Genomic DNA, 13587 nt, shown 5'->3' on the forward strand with positions numbered 1-13587 from the left:
CGCGCGCCCAACGGAGTTGCCATGGCCACAGCCGCCCAGAAACGAAGCCCCACCCGCCCCACCTCTGCCAAGGAACACCTCTACGAGTGGGAAGGCCGCGACCGCAACGGCAAGGCCGTCCGGGGCGAGATGCGGGCCCTGGGCGAGAACCAGGTCCAGGCCTCGCTGCGGCGCCAGGGCGTGCTGACCACCAAGATCAAGAAGCGCCGCCTGCGCTCGGGCAAGGCGATCAAGCCACGCGACGTGGCCGTGTTCACCCGGCAGATGGCGACGATGATGAAGGCCGGCGTGCCGCTGCTGCAGTCCTTCGACATCGTGGGCCGCGGCAACAGCAATCCCAACATGGCGCGGCTGCTCAACGACATCCGCACCGACGTGGAGACCGGCACCTCGCTGTCCTCGGCCTTCCGCAAACATCCCAAGTACTTCAACAGCCTCTACTGCAACCTGATCGAGGCCGGCGAGGCGGCCGGCATCCTGGAAGAACTGCTCGACCGCCTGGCCATCTACATGGAGAAGACCGAGGCCATCAAGTCAAAGATCAAATCGGCGCTGATGTACCCGACGGCCGTGATCCTGGTGGCCTTCATCGTGGTCACGATCATCATGCTGTTCGTGATCCCGTCCTTCAAGCAGGTGTTCACCTCCTTCGGGGCCGACCTGCCCGCGCCCACGCTGTTCGTCATCGCCATGAGCGAATTCTTCGTGGGCTACTGGTGGTTGATCTTCGGGGTGCTGATCGCGGGCGGCTACTTCCTCATGCAGGCCTGGAAGCGCAACGAGAAATTCCAGGAAGGCATGGACCGCCTGCTGCTGCGCCTGCCGATCTTCGGCGCGCTCATCGACAAGTCCTGCGTGGCGCGCTGGACGCGCACGCTGTCGACCATGTTCGCCGCTGGCGTCCCGCTGGTGGAGGCGCTCGACTCGGTGGGTGGCGCATCAGGCAACTCGGTGTATGCGAAGGCCACCACCCGCATTCAGCAGGAGGTGTCCACGGGCACCAGCCTGACGACGGCCATGACGGGCGCGAACCTGTTCCCGCCCATGGTGCTGCAGATGACGGCCATCGGCGAGGAGTCCGGCTCCATCGACCACATGCTGGGGAAGGCCGCCGACTTCTACGAGCAGGAGGTCGACGCCATGGTGGCGGGCCTGTCGAGCCTGATGGAGCCGATCATCATCGTTGTGTTGGGAGTGGTGATCGGGGGCATCGTCGTGTCGATGTACCTGCCGATCTTCAAGCTGGGCCAGGTCGTCTGATGGCGCCGGCGTTCCTGGATGCCGCGGCAGGCGGCCTGCTGGGCCTCGTCGTCGGCAGCTTCCTCAACGTGGTGATCCATCGCCTGCCGTGCATGATGTACCGCGGCTGGCTCGTGGATGCCACGGCCAACCTGGCGCCCCAACCCGGCATTCCCAGCCTGTGGGAACTGGTCTTCGGCAAAGACACCAAGCCCCCCGGCCGTCTCGAGCAGGATGCCCAGACCGCGCTCGACCAGGTCGATGCGCTGCCACCACTCACGCTCGCGCGACCGGGATCGCGCTGCGGCCACTGCGGCCACGAGATCCGGTGGTACGAAAACATCCCGCTGCTGAGCTGGCTGGTGCTGGGGGGCCGCTGCAGCGCCTGCAAGGCGCCGATCGGCCTGCGCTACCCGGCGGTCGAACTGGTCACTGGCGCGCTGTTCGCGCTGTGCGCATGGCGCTTCGGCATGACGCCGGTCGCAGGCCTCTGGGCGACGTTTTGCGCGATCCTCGTCTGCCAGTTCGTCATCGACCTTGACACCCAACTTCTGCCGGACTCGCTCAACTACCTGCTGCTGTGGCTGGGCCTGGCGGGGGCAGCCTATGGGCTGACCGGGGTTTCGCCCACCTCGGCCATCTGGGGCGCCATCTTCGGCTATCTGAGCCTCTGGATCGTCTATCGGCTCTACCGGGCCGCCACCGGCAAGGAGGGCATGGGCTTTGGCGACTTCAAGCTGCTGGCCGCCCTGGGCGCCTGGCTGGGCGCCCCCTTCCTGCTGGCCATCATCCTCGTGTCCTCGCTGGTGGGCGCCGTGCTGGGCGTCGTGCTGCTGCTGGTGGGCCGCCTGGCCAACCGGCATGTGCCCCTGTCTTTCGGCCCCTTCCTGGCGGGCGCGGGCCTGCTCTGCCTGATCGTCGGGCCAGCCACCGTGCGCGACTGGCTTCCCTTCGCCTTCCCCCTGGGCTTCTGAGTCGGCCATGCTGCGCATCGGCCTCACCGGCGGCATCGGCAGCGGCAAGAGCACCGTCGCCGCCCAACTGCAGGCGCTGGGCGCAGGCCTGGTCGACACCGACGCCATCGCGCGCCAGCTGACGACGCCGGGCGGGCGGGCCATGCCCGCCATCGTGGAGGCCTTCGGGCCCGAAATGGCGGCCCCCGACGGCAGCCTCGACCGGGCCCGGATGCGCGAACTCGCCTTCGGCAACCCCGACGTCCGCCACCGCCTGCAGGGCGTGCTCCATCCACTGATCGGCGAGGAATGCGAGCGTCAGGCGCGTGAACACGGCGACCTGCCCATGCTCGTTTTTGACGTCCCGCTGCTGGTGGAGTCCGGTCGCTGGCGCGCCCTGGTGAATCGTGTGCTCGTGGTCGATGCGTCCGAAGACGTCCAGGTGCGCCGCGTCATGGCCCGCTCCGGCTGGCCGGAGGAGACTGTGCGCGCCGTGATCGCGCAGCAGGCGTCGCGCGCCCAGCGGCGGGCGGCGGCCGACGCCGTGATCCACAACGAGGAACTCGGCATGGATGCCCTCGCTCTATGCGTCCAGTCGTTGTGGCAGCGTTGGGTCAGGCCGGGCTTGCGATAATCCCGCGCTGCTCCTTCGCGACCCGCCCACCCTGGGGCGGGCATCACAACGCAGAGACACGCGCAGGACCTCGTACGGCCCCGCCGAAACCGGCGCACAAGAAGCCCCATCCCCGATGCTTTTCAATTCCTACGCGTTCATCTTCGTCTTCTTCCCGCTGGTGCTGGCGGGCTTCTTCCTGATCGGATGGCGCAACACGCGGGCAGCGGCGGGCTTCCTGGCGCTGGCGTCGCTCTTCTTCTACGGCTGGTGGAGTGTGAAGGCCCTGCCCCTGCTGCTGGCTTCCATCTGCATGAACTACTGGTTCGGCCTGCAGCTCACGCCGCAGGAGGGCCGCAGCGACCGCGCACGCAAGCGCATGCTGGTGCTGGCGCTGACCGTGAACCTGACGCTGCTGGGTGTCTTCAAGTACGCGGACTTCTTCATCGGCAACGTGAACGAGGCCCTGGGCGAGGCGGGCATCGCACCCCTGCCGATGCTGCATGTGGCGCTGCCCATCGGCATCTCCTTCTACACCTTCACGCAGATCGCCTTCCTGGTGGACTGCTGGCAGGGCAAGGTGCGCGAACGCAGCTTCGTGCACTACGTGCTGTTCGTGACCTACTTCCCGCACCTGATCGCGGGCCCGGTGCTGCACCACGCGCAGATGATGCCGCAGTTCGCCAACCCGGCGACCTACCGCGTGGACACCAACAAGCTCGCACTTGGACTGGCCATCTTCAGCTTCGGCCTCGCCAAGAAGCTGCTGATCGCGGACCGCATGGGCGAGTACGCGGACATGGTCTTCCACGGCGTGCAGGGCGGCACCATCCCGACCCTGATCAGCGCTTGGTTCGGGGTGCTCGCCTATACGCTGCAGATCTACTTCGACTTCTCCGGCTACTCCGACATGGCAGTGGGCATCGCGCTGTGCATGGGCGTGAACCTGCCGCTCAACTTCGCTTCGCCCTACAAGTCGACCAGCATCATCGAGTTCTGGCGCCGGTGGCACATCTCGCTGTCGACCTTCCTGCGCGACTACCTCTACATCCCGCTCGGTGGCAACCGCAAGGGCGAAGCACGACGCTACCTCAACCTCTTCCTGACCATGCTGCTGGGCGGCCTGTGGCACGGCGCCGCCTGGACCTTCGTGCTGTGGGGTGCGCTGCACGGCATCTACCTCACCATCAACCATCTCTGGAACGCCAAGGTTCGGCGCAACCGGCCGCCGAGCAGGTGGACCCTGCCGCTGCGCTGGCTGCTGACCTTCCTGTGCGTGATGGTCGCCTGGGTGGTGTTCCGCGCCGACAGCATGACCACCGCCATGCACCTCTACAAGGGCATGCTGGGGCTCAACGGCGTCTCGATGTCCGCCTTCTCCGAGTTCACCATCCCCTACCGCAAGCCCGAGTTCTTCCAGACCATGTTCCTGGGCCTTTTCATCTGCCTGGCCCTGCCGCCCACCATCAGCCTGCAGCGCTGGGTGCCGGTGGTCCCGGCCCTGGCCGGCCGTCCCCGACTGGCCGGCCTCGCCACCGTGGTCACGGCCGCCGTGACCGTGCTGCTGCTGGGCATGTCCATCTCGCGACTGGGCACCTACAGCCCCTTCCTGTACTTCCAGTTCTGACGAAGCGGCAGTGATGCACAAGCCCGCGCGGACCTGGCTCGGCGTCTTCATGACCGGTTTTGCGGTCATCGTCGCGCTGTTCCTGGTCACCCTGTTCACGCAGCCGGCCGAAGGCGGCCTCACGCGCATCGGCCGCGTCTCCGAGGACGCCTTCGGCTGGCGGTCCGTGCCACCGGAGATCCCCATGGCCCATGTCCGTGGATGGGAACCGGCCGACGCGGACATCCTGGTCATCGGCGACAGCTTCTCGATGTACTACGCCTGGCAGTCGCCCCTGGTCGCAGCGGGCTACAAGGTGGCGACCACGCACTGGGACCGGAGCGGCCCGCTGTGCGCCGACTTCCCGGCCTGGTTGACGTCCATCGGCTTCAAGGGCCGGCTGGTCATCCTCGAGAGCATCGAGCGGCTGCTGCCCGAACGCCTGGAGCAGGCCCAGGGTTGCGAGACCATGATCCGCCGCCCGCTCAAGGCGCTGCCCGTGCCCACGCAGAGCCCGGCCCAACCGGCCCCGGGCTTCCGGCTCAACTGGGAGTCGCCCCTGACCACCGGCCTCATCACCTACCTCAACACGCGCCAGATCGTGAAGACGGATGGCGTGGTGGACGTGGAACACGAGCGCTTCGGCGACTACATCTTCTCCAGCCCGGTGGCCGATGGCTGCAGGCAGTTCAGCAGCCGCGTCTGCGACAAGAGCCTGTTTCTCACGGCCGATCGGACCAACCGCGAGCTGCAACCCCGCGATGCCGATTTCATGGCCACCCTGACGCGCCGGGCGGCGCCGGTGAAGGTCATGTGGATGGTGGTGCCCAACAAGACCACCGTCTACCTCGACATCTCCAACGCCAGCGCCTTCGTGGCCCGCAGCAACGCCCTGGGCGTGGGCCCCGACCTCTTCGCGATGGCCCAGGAACAGCGCCTGCGCATCATCGACCTCTACTGGCCCAACGACACGCACTGGTCGATGCAAGGCCAGCTCTATTTCGGCAGCCGCATGGTCGACGCCGTGCGGGCGGCCGGGCTGGAACCTCTTCCCTGACAGCGTTCATGAATTACGCAGCGATCTGGCTTCGCACCTTTCTCGTCGGCTTCGTCGTCGTCAGCGTCCTGCTGGTGCTGACGCTGTTCACGCCGGTCCCCTATGGCGATCTGACCCGCATCGGCCGGCTGTCGGACGCGGAGTTCGGCTGGCAGCAGCCCGCGCCGCCCGCACCTCCCGCCGAGTCGTTGAAGTCCTCGCCACTGAGCGATGCCGACATCGTGGTGGTGGGGGACAGCTTTTCGATGACCCTGTACTGGCAGTCGACGCTGGTTCGCGCCGGCTACAAGGTCTCCACCATCTACTGGGGCCAGGTGGGCTACCTGTGCGGCGACTTCTCTCAGTGGCTTCAGCGCGCGGGCTTCCGCGGTCGCCTGGTCATCGCCGAAAGCGTCGAGCGCCTGCTCGACGAGCGCGTACGCAAGAGCGACAGTTGCGCCACCATGGGCAAGAAGCCGCCCGATGTGAAGGCCGAGCCCTTCATCCGTCCCTTGGTCGGGGTGCCGGACCTGGGCCTGAACTGGAGCGCCAAACTGACAACCGGCCTGATCACCTACCGCAACATGAAGGCGGTGCACAAGTCGCACACCGACCTGCAATTCGGCGACGACACCCAAGTGCGCTTCGTGCCCGATGGCTGCAAGCAGTTCTCGCACCACCTGTGCGAGCGCGCGCTCTTCTTCAAAGAAGATCTGACCAACGGCCCGCTGACGGCGCGGACCTTCGAGCACATGGTCAGCTTCACGCGCTCGCAACCGATCCCCATCTTGTGGATGGTCATTCCCAACAAGACGACCGTCTACCTGGACCCGTCCTACTCCGACGCCTTCCTCGCTCGCTTCCGGCCGAGCGGCCTCGGCCCCGACCTGTTTGCCTATGCGCAATCCGCACGGCACCAGGTGCGCGACCTCTACTTTCCCAACGACACGCACTTCTCCATGCACGGGCAGTATGCGTTGGGGGACATCATGCTCAAGGAAGTGCAGGCGCGACTGGGTGTCGCCAAGGCCCCGTGAAACATTGGGAACCGGACACGCATGTGGCATCGCGGCAACTATGATGTCGCGAAGGAGCCCCACAGAGACGTGATCCTCTACGAATATCCCTTCAACGAGCGCATCCGGACCTACCTTCGGCTCGAGCACCTGTTCCGTCGCCTGGGCGAACTGGTGCCATCGGACTCGGCGCTGCATCATCATTTCGCGTTGCTCACCATGTTCGACATCATGGACGTGGCGGGCCGCGCCGACCTCAAGTCCGAGGCGCTGCGAGACCTGGACAAGCAGAAGGCGGTGTTCAACGGCTACCGCGGCAATCCCGCCATCCAGGAGTCGTTGCTCGACGCATTCGTGTTGCAGCTGGACCGTGCCTTCCAGTCGCTCAACAGCGCAAGCGGCAAGGCGGGCCAGACGCTGGCCGAGAACGAGTGGCTGATGAGCATCCGCAGCCGAGCGGGCATTCCTGCCGGCACCTGCGAATTCGACCTGCCCGCCTATCACGCCTGGCAGCACCGCAGTGCCGCCCAGCGTCGGGCCGACCTGCAGCAATGGGCCGCGAGCCTGTCGCCGCTGGCCGAGGCCGTCTATCTGCTGCTCAAGCTGCTGCGCGATGCCGACATGCCCTGCCGGGTGATGGCCACGCGTGGGCAGTTCCAGCAGACGCTGCCGCAGAGCCGCAGCTTCCAGTTGCTCCGCCTGCGTATCGACCCGTCGCTCGATGTGGTGCCGGAGATCAGCGGCAATCGCTTGATGGTCTCTGTGCGGCTGATGCGGCAGGATGAGCAGGGCCATCTGCAACCCAGCATCGACGACGCGCCGTTCGAGCTCACTCTGTGCGCCTGAAGGGCGCCCTGCCGTTCCGATGAGTTCCGACCCAAAGAAGAAGCCTGCTGTTCGCCTGGTGCCCTGCCCCGCCTGCGGGCAGGACAGCGTCTATGCGCCAGAGAACCGCTTCCGCCCGTTCTGCAGCGCACGGTGCAAGGGCATCGACCTGGGGGCGTGGGCCAGCGAGCAGTTCCGCATGCCGACCGAGGCGCCGCCCGACGACGAGCCCTTCGGGGATCCGCGCCTGCAAAGCTGAGAGAAGGTCGCCTGGCCGCGGAAGGCTGGTCACTCGGCACATTCGCAGCAGCCGGGAGGCGACGCCCAGCCTGAGGGATGTTGCCTCAGCCGCCGGCGAGCACCGGACCCACGATCCCCCGCTCCTCCGCCAGCCACTGCAGCACCGGCATGGCGCCGGGCAGCACCGGCATCACCGTCAGCGGCAGCTGCTGCCAGCACATCGTCTGGCCTTCACGCATCTCGAACTCGCCGGACCAGCTGAACACCTTGCACCAGTGCAGCCGCACCAGCGCATGCGGATAGTCGTGCTCGGTCACGCGCCAGACCTCGGCGCCGTCGATGGTGATGCCCAGTTCCTCTTGCAGCTCCCGACGCAGCGCCTCTTCGACCGTTTCGCCGGCTTCGATCTTGCCGCCGGGGAACTCCCAGTAGCCCGCATAGGGCTTGCCGTCAGGGCGCGTGGACAGCAGCAGCGCGCCGTCCACAGCGATGAGCACACCGACAGCCACTTCGGTGTGCTTGCGGGGCGCGGTGGAAGGGGCGACTTCCGTCATGCCGCCATCCGCCCCGCGAAGTCGCGGGAGAACTGGTAGGCCACCCGGCCACTGCGCGAGCCCCGCTCCAGTGCCCACACGAGCGCCTGGGGCCGCGCCGACTCGATGGCGGCAGCGTCCAGACCGAAGGACGACAGCCACTGCGCCACGATCGCCAGGTACTCGGCCTGCGAAAAGGGATAGAAGCTCACCCACAGGCCGAAGCGCTCGGACAGCGAGATCTTCTCTTCCACCACCTCGCCGGGATGGACTTCACCGTCCTCCGTGTGCGTGTAGCTGAGGTTCTCCTTCATGTACTCGGGCAGCAGATGGCGCCGATTGCTGGTCGCGTAGATCAGCACATTGGGCGTGGCCGCGGCCACCGAGCCGTCGAGGATGGACTTGAGCGCCTTGTAGTCCGGCTCGCCCTCGTCGAAGCTCAAGTCGTCGCTGAAGATGATGAACTTCTCCGGCCGGCCGGAAACCACCTCGACGATGTCGGGCAGGTCGGTCAGGTCCGCCTTGTCGACCTCGATCAGGCGCAGGCCTCGCGGCGCGAACTCATGCAGGCAGGCCCGCACCAGCGAGGACTTTCCCGTACCGCGCGCGCCGGTCAGCAGCACGTTGTTGGCGGGGCGGCCCTCGATGAACTGGCGGGTGTTGCGCTCGATCTTTTCCTTCTGGCCGTCGATCTCCTTGAGATCGGAGAGCGCCATCGCCGCCACGTGGCGCACCGGCTCCAGCCGGCCATGGCCGGAACTGCGGCGGCGGTAGCGCCAGGCGATGGCGGCGTTCCAGTCGGGCGGCGCGCCCAGTGCCTGGGGCAGCACGGACTCGATGCGGTCGATCAACTGCTCGGCCCGTTCGATCAGGCGCTCGAATTTCTCGTTCATGGCGGCATGCGGCGGGCGCGGGGCCCGCGCCTTCTCAGGAGCGGTAGTCCGCGTTGATGGAGACGTAGTCGTGGCTGAGGTCGCAGGTCCAGACCGTGTCGCTGGCCTCGCCGCGGCCCAGGCCGATGCGCACGACGATCTCGCTTTTCTTCATCACGCGCTGGCCGTCTTCTTCGCGGTAGTCGGGATGACGGCCGCCACGTGTGACCACATGCACATCGTCCAGGTGCAGCTCGATGCGCGTCTGGTCCAGGTCGGCAATGCCGGCATAGCCCACGGCCGCAAGGATGCGGCCCAGGTTCGGGTCGCTGGCGAAGAAGGCCGTCTTGACCAGGGGCGAATGCGCCACGGCATAGGCCGCCTGCCGGCATTCGGCGGCGTCGCGGCCGCCTTCCACCTGCACGGTGATGAACTTGGTCGCTCCCTCGCCATCACGCACGATGGCCTGGGCCAGGTCGCGCGCGACCGCCTGCATGGCCGCCAGCAAGGCCTGGCCATCGGCACTGTCCAGCGCGTCGATGGCCGGGCCGGTCTTGCCCGTGGCGATGACGACGAAGGAATCGTTGGTGGAAGTGTCGCCGTCGATGGTGACGCGGTTGAAGGAGCCTTCGGCCAGCGTGCGGGCCAGCGGCTGCAGCAGCGCCGGCGCGATGCGCGCATCGGTGGCCAGGAAGCCCAGCATGGTCGCCATGTTCGGGCGGATCATGCCGGCCCCCTTGCTGATGCCAGTGATGGTGACGGTGGCACCGCCCAGCGCGACCTGACGGCTGAAGGCCTTCGGCACGGTGTCGGTGGTCATGATTCCTTCAGCGGCGCGGCCCCAGTGCGCCTCCGATGCGTCGTCCAGCGCGGCGGGCAAGCCTGCGGCGATGCGGTCGTTGGGGAGCGTCTCCATGATCACGCCGGTGGAAAAGGGCAGGATCTGCTCAGGCGCCACCTCCAGCAGGCGGGCCAGGGCGATGCAGGTGGAGCGCGCACGCACCAGGCCATCCTCGCCGGTGCCGGCGTTGGCATTGCCGGTGTTGATCACCAGCGCGCGGACGCCGAAACCCGCGGCCAAGTGCTCGCGGCAGACCTGCACCGGAGCGGCGCAGAAGCGGTTCTGCGTGAACACGCCACCCACGGCACTGCCCTCGTCGAGCAGGAATACGGTCAGGTCCTTGCGATTGGCCTTGCGCACGCCGGCTTCGGTGACGCCGATACGCACACCCGGCACCGGGTGCAGTTGAGCGGGATCGGGGGCGGTCAGGTTCACGGGCATGGGGTTTCCTGAAAAATCTCGGACGCAGATTGGGCGGCGCCCCGGTGCCGTGCCGATGACGGCCGGCGCCGGGGTGCAAAGGCGAAGGCTCAGCCGGCGATCAGCTCAGCTTGCCGTGGCATTGCTTGTACTTCTTGCCGCTGCCGCAGGGGCAGGGATCGTTGCGGCCCACGCGGCCGGCAGCGACGGCGGCGGCCACGGCCGCTGCGGCTGCCGTGGGGCTGGCCGCGGCAGTGCTGCGCACCTCTGGTTCGCCCGTCTCGGTCGGCGCGGTGTAGGTGAGGTTGGAGATGGCCTCGGCGCGGCTTTCCAGATCGTCGGCGGCCTGCTCGATCTGCTCGGCCGACTGGATGCGCACCAACATCAGCTGCCGCGTCACTTCGTTCTTGACCGTGTCGAGCAGTTGCCCGAAGAGCTCGAAGGCCTCGCGCTTGTATTCCTGCTTGGGCTGCTTCTGCGCGTAGCCGCGCAGGTGGATGCCCTGGCGCAGGTAGTCGAGCGAGGACAGATGCTCGCGCCAGTTGCTGTCCATGGCCTGCAGCAGCACCATGCGCTCGAACTGCGTGAATTGCTCGCGGCCGACGAGGGCGACCTTGGCTTCGTAGGCCTCGTTGGCCGCCTTGACCACGCGCTCGACGATGTCCTCGTCGGTCATGGCAGCGGCGCCCTCGACTTCCTGCACCAGCGGCAGTTCGAGGCCCCAGTCCGCCGCCAGGGCACGCTCCAGACCCGGCAGGTCCCACTGCTCTTCCACCGACTCGGCCGGCACGTACTGGCGGACCAGGTCGGTGAAGCAGCCCTCGCGCAGCGCGTCGATCTGGGCGCCGAGTTCGGTGGCGTCCAGGATCTCGTTGCGCTGCTGGTAGATGACCTTCCGCTGGTCGTTGGCCACGTCGTCGTATTCGAGCAGCTGCTTGCGGACGTCGAAGTTGCGCGCCTCGACCTTGCGCTGCGCGCTCTCGATGCTGCGCGTCACGATGCCGGCCTCGATCGCTTCGCCGTCCGGCATCTTCAGGCGGTCCATGATGGCGCGCACGCGGTCGCCCGCGAAGATGCGCATCAGCTGGTCGTCCAGGCTCAGGTAGAAGCGAGAGGAGCCGGGATCACCCTGGCGGCCCGAACGGCCGCGCAGCTGGTTGTCGATTCGGCGGGACTCGTGGCGCTCGGTGGCGATGATGCGCAGGCCGCCCAGCGAGCGCACAAACTCGTGCTCCGCCTTCCAGCCTTCGCGCAGTTCGTCGATGCGCGCCTGCTTGGTCGCGGCATCCAGCGATTCGTCGGCCTCCACGGCCTCGACCAGCTTCTCCACATTGCCGCCCAGCACGATATCGGTGCCGCGGCCTGCCATGTTGGTGGCGATGGTGATCATCTTGGGCCGGCCGGCCTGGGCAATGATGTCCGCCTCGCGGGCGTGCTGCTTCGCGTTGAGCACCTGATGAGGCAGGCCTGCCTGGGTGAGCAGCCCGGAGATGATTTCCGAGTTCTCGATCGACGAGGTGCCCACCAGCACTGGCTGGCCGCGCTCGTGGCATTCGCGGATGTCGCCGATGGCCGCCTCGTACTTCTCGCGCGTGGTCTTGTAGACGCGGTCGAGCTGGTCGTCGCGCTTGCTCGGCCGGTTGGGCGGGATGATGACCGTCTCGAGCCCGTAGATCTCCTGGAACTCGTAGGCCTCGGTGTCGGCCGTGCCGGTCATGCCCGCGAGCTTGCCGTACAGGCGGAAATAGTTCTGGAAGGTGATTGAGGCCAGCGTCTGGTTCTCGGCCTGGATCTCCACGCCTTCCTTGGCTTCCACGGCCTGGTGCAGGCCGTCGCTCCAGCGGCGGCCGCTCATCAGGCGGCCGGTGAATTCGTCGACGATGACCACTTCGCCCTCCTGCACCACGTAATGCTGGTCACGGTGGTACAGGTGCCGTGCACGCAGCGCGGCGTTCAGATGGTGCATCAGCGTGATGTTGGCCGGGTCGTACAGCGACGCGCCGTCCGGAAGCAGGCCGGCCTGGCTCAGCAGTTGCTCGGCCTTCTCGTGGCCATCTTCGGTCAGGAAGATCTGGTGCGCCTTCTCGTCGACTGTGAAGTCGCCAGGCTTGGTGATGCCCTCGCCAGTGCGGGGATCCTCTTCGCCCTCCTGGCGGGTCAGCAGAGGCGCGACCTGGTTGATGGTCAGGTACATCTGCGTATGGTCTTCGGCCTGGCCACTGATGATCAGCGGCGTACGCGCTTCATCGATCAGGATGGAGTCCACCTCGTCGACGATGGCGTAGTTGAGCCCCCGCTGTACACGGTCGGTCGGCTCGTAGACCATGTTGTCGCGCAGGTAGTCGAAACCGTACTCGTTGTTGGTGCCGTAGGTGATGTCCGAGCCATACGCCGCCTGCTTCTCCTCCTTGGGCATGTTGGGCAGGTTGATGCCCACCGTCAGTCCGAGGAAGTTGTACAGGCGCCCCATCCAGGTCGCATCGCGGCTGGCCAGATAGTCGTTCACCGTGACCACATGCACGCCCTTGCCAGTGAGCGCGTTCAGGTAGACCGGCAGCGTTGCGGTAAGCGTCTTGCCTTCGCCCGTGCGCATCTCGGCGATCTTGCCCTGGTGAAGGGCCATGCCACCAATGAGCTGCACGTCGAAATGCCGCATCTTCATCACGCGCTTCGAGGCCTCCCGCACCGTGGCGAAGGCCTCAGGCAGCAGATCGTCCAGCAGCTCGCCCTTGGCGAGCCGCTCCTTGAACTCCTGCGTCTTGCCCCGCAGCGCATCGTCGTCGAGCTTCTCGAACTGTGGCTCCAGCGCGTTCACGCGCTCTGCGTTCTTTCGATACTGCTTCAGGAGGCGGTCGTTGCGGCTGCCGAATAGGCGGGTGAGGAAGTTCGTGGCCATTGGATGCGATATCGGCGCGCGCTTCGAGGCTGCCTCGAGAAACGGCGGGTCGGAAAGCCTAAGATAGTGGACGAGTTGGGGGCGCCGACCAGCCTTCCAAGAGAAGACCCGCCACGCCATCCCGCGACATGCCTCACCAGCCCTGGGGCCGGTGAACAGGGCATTTTAGAGCCTGTCCATGACCCGACGTTCCCACGCCATCACCTTGCTTCAAGCCACCGAGGATTCGCCCACGTTGTCGGGGCTGCTGTCCCGGGTTCGAGCCAGCCAGGCGCGGCTCAAGGCCATCCAGCCGCTGGTTCCACCGGCGATGTTCGCGACGCTGCAGGCGGGGCCGTTGGAGGACGGCAGTTGGTGCCTGCTTGTCAAAGGCAGTGCGGTGGCGGCGAAACTGCGGCAGATGGTGCCGATGCTGCTGGCGCATCTGCGCTCCCACGGCTGGGAGACCACGGCGATTCGGATCAAGATATCGACGGCGAGTTGATGGACTCTCGGTT

Annotated in this window: 13 protein-coding genes; 9 read left to right on the plus strand and 4 right to left on the minus strand. The window is 66.7% G+C overall.

The genetic code is table 11. The features are described 5' to 3' along the window. Positions 1-21 precede the first annotated feature (21 nt). The 8 genes from KBC94_RS25350 to KBC94_RS25385 all read left to right on the plus strand — a co-directional run bounded on the left by KBC94_RS25350 (position 22) and on the right by KBC94_RS25385 (position 7547). Complete coding sequence (locus KBC94_RS25350) at positions 22-1260, plus strand: type II secretion system F family protein (RefSeq protein ID WP_234197718.1); 1239 nt, start codon at positions 22-24, stop codon at positions 1258-1260. Then, complete coding sequence (locus KBC94_RS25355) at positions 1260-2213, plus strand: A24 family peptidase (protein ID WP_294377005.1); 954 nt, start codon at positions 1260-1262, stop codon at positions 2211-2213. Before KBC94_RS25350 ends, KBC94_RS25355 begins: the two co-directional genes overlap by 1 nt. A gap of 7 nt (positions 2214-2220) precedes the next feature. Beyond that, positions 2221-2826, plus strand: coding sequence for a dephospho-CoA kinase (gene coaE / locus KBC94_RS25360; RefSeq protein ID WP_294377008.1), 606 nt, complete (start codon positions 2221-2223; stop codon positions 2824-2826). A gap of 115 nt (positions 2827-2941) precedes the next feature. After that, entirely contained in the window at positions 2942-4432 is a 1491-nt protein-coding gene (locus KBC94_RS25365) for an MBOAT family protein (protein WP_294377011.1), read from the plus strand. 13 nt (positions 4433-4445) lie between these two features. Then, positions 4446-5468, plus strand: coding sequence for a hypothetical protein (locus KBC94_RS25370; protein ID WP_294377014.1), 1023 nt, complete (start codon positions 4446-4448; stop codon positions 5466-5468). 8 nt (positions 5469-5476) lie between these two features. Next, the gene (locus tag KBC94_RS25375) at positions 5477-6484 is read left to right on the plus strand and encodes a hypothetical protein (protein ID WP_294377018.1); all 1008 of its coding nucleotides are present in this window, start codon (positions 5477-5479) and stop codon (positions 6482-6484) included. A gap of 69 nt (positions 6485-6553) precedes the next feature. Then, entirely contained in the window at positions 6554-7309 is a 756-nt protein-coding gene (zapD, locus tag KBC94_RS25380) for a cell division protein ZapD (RefSeq protein WP_294377021.1), read from the plus strand. Between the two features lie 19 nt (positions 7310-7328). Next, on the plus strand, positions 7329-7547 hold the full coding sequence (locus KBC94_RS25385) for a DNA gyrase inhibitor YacG (RefSeq protein ID WP_234197724.1): 219 nt from the start codon (positions 7329-7331) through the stop codon (positions 7545-7547). Positions 7548-7632: 85 nt separating this feature from the next. On the opposite strand, the gene KBC94_RS25390 is transcribed toward KBC94_RS25385, so the two are convergent. From KBC94_RS25390 to secA, 4 genes are all read right to left on the minus strand, one after another. Then, positions 7633-8082 (minus strand): NUDIX domain-containing protein, encoded by a 450-nt coding sequence (locus tag KBC94_RS25390; RefSeq protein WP_294377032.1) that lies wholly within the window; start codon positions 8080-8082, stop codon positions 7633-7635. Further along, a complete protein-coding gene (locus KBC94_RS25395; RefSeq protein WP_294377035.1) occupies positions 8079-8954 on the minus strand; it encodes an ATP-binding protein in 876 nt (291 codons plus the stop codon). The genes KBC94_RS25390 and KBC94_RS25395 overlap by 4 nt, the downstream gene beginning before the upstream one ends. Before the next feature lie 34 nt (positions 8955-8988). Then, positions 8989-10215, minus strand: a complete 1227-nt coding sequence (gene argJ, locus KBC94_RS25400) for a bifunctional glutamate N-acetyltransferase/amino-acid acetyltransferase ArgJ (protein WP_294377037.1) — start codon at positions 10213-10215, stop codon at positions 8989-8991. Between the two features lie 100 nt (positions 10216-10315). Next, positions 10316-13090, minus strand: a complete 2775-nt coding sequence (gene secA, locus KBC94_RS25405; protein ID WP_294377039.1) for a preprotein translocase subunit SecA — start codon at positions 13088-13090, stop codon at positions 10316-10318. A gap of 178 nt (positions 13091-13268) precedes the next feature. On the opposite strand from secA, the gene KBC94_RS25410 reads away from it, so the two are divergent. Next, complete coding sequence (locus tag KBC94_RS25410; RefSeq protein WP_294377041.1) at positions 13269-13574, plus strand: DciA family protein; 306 nt, start codon at positions 13269-13271, stop codon at positions 13572-13574. The last annotated feature ends 13 nt before the right edge of the window (positions 13575-13587 follow it).

It is taken from the genome of Pseudacidovorax sp., from assembly GCF_017991995.1.
Lineage (GTDB): Bacteria > Pseudomonadota > Gammaproteobacteria > Burkholderiales > Burkholderiaceae_C > Xenophilus.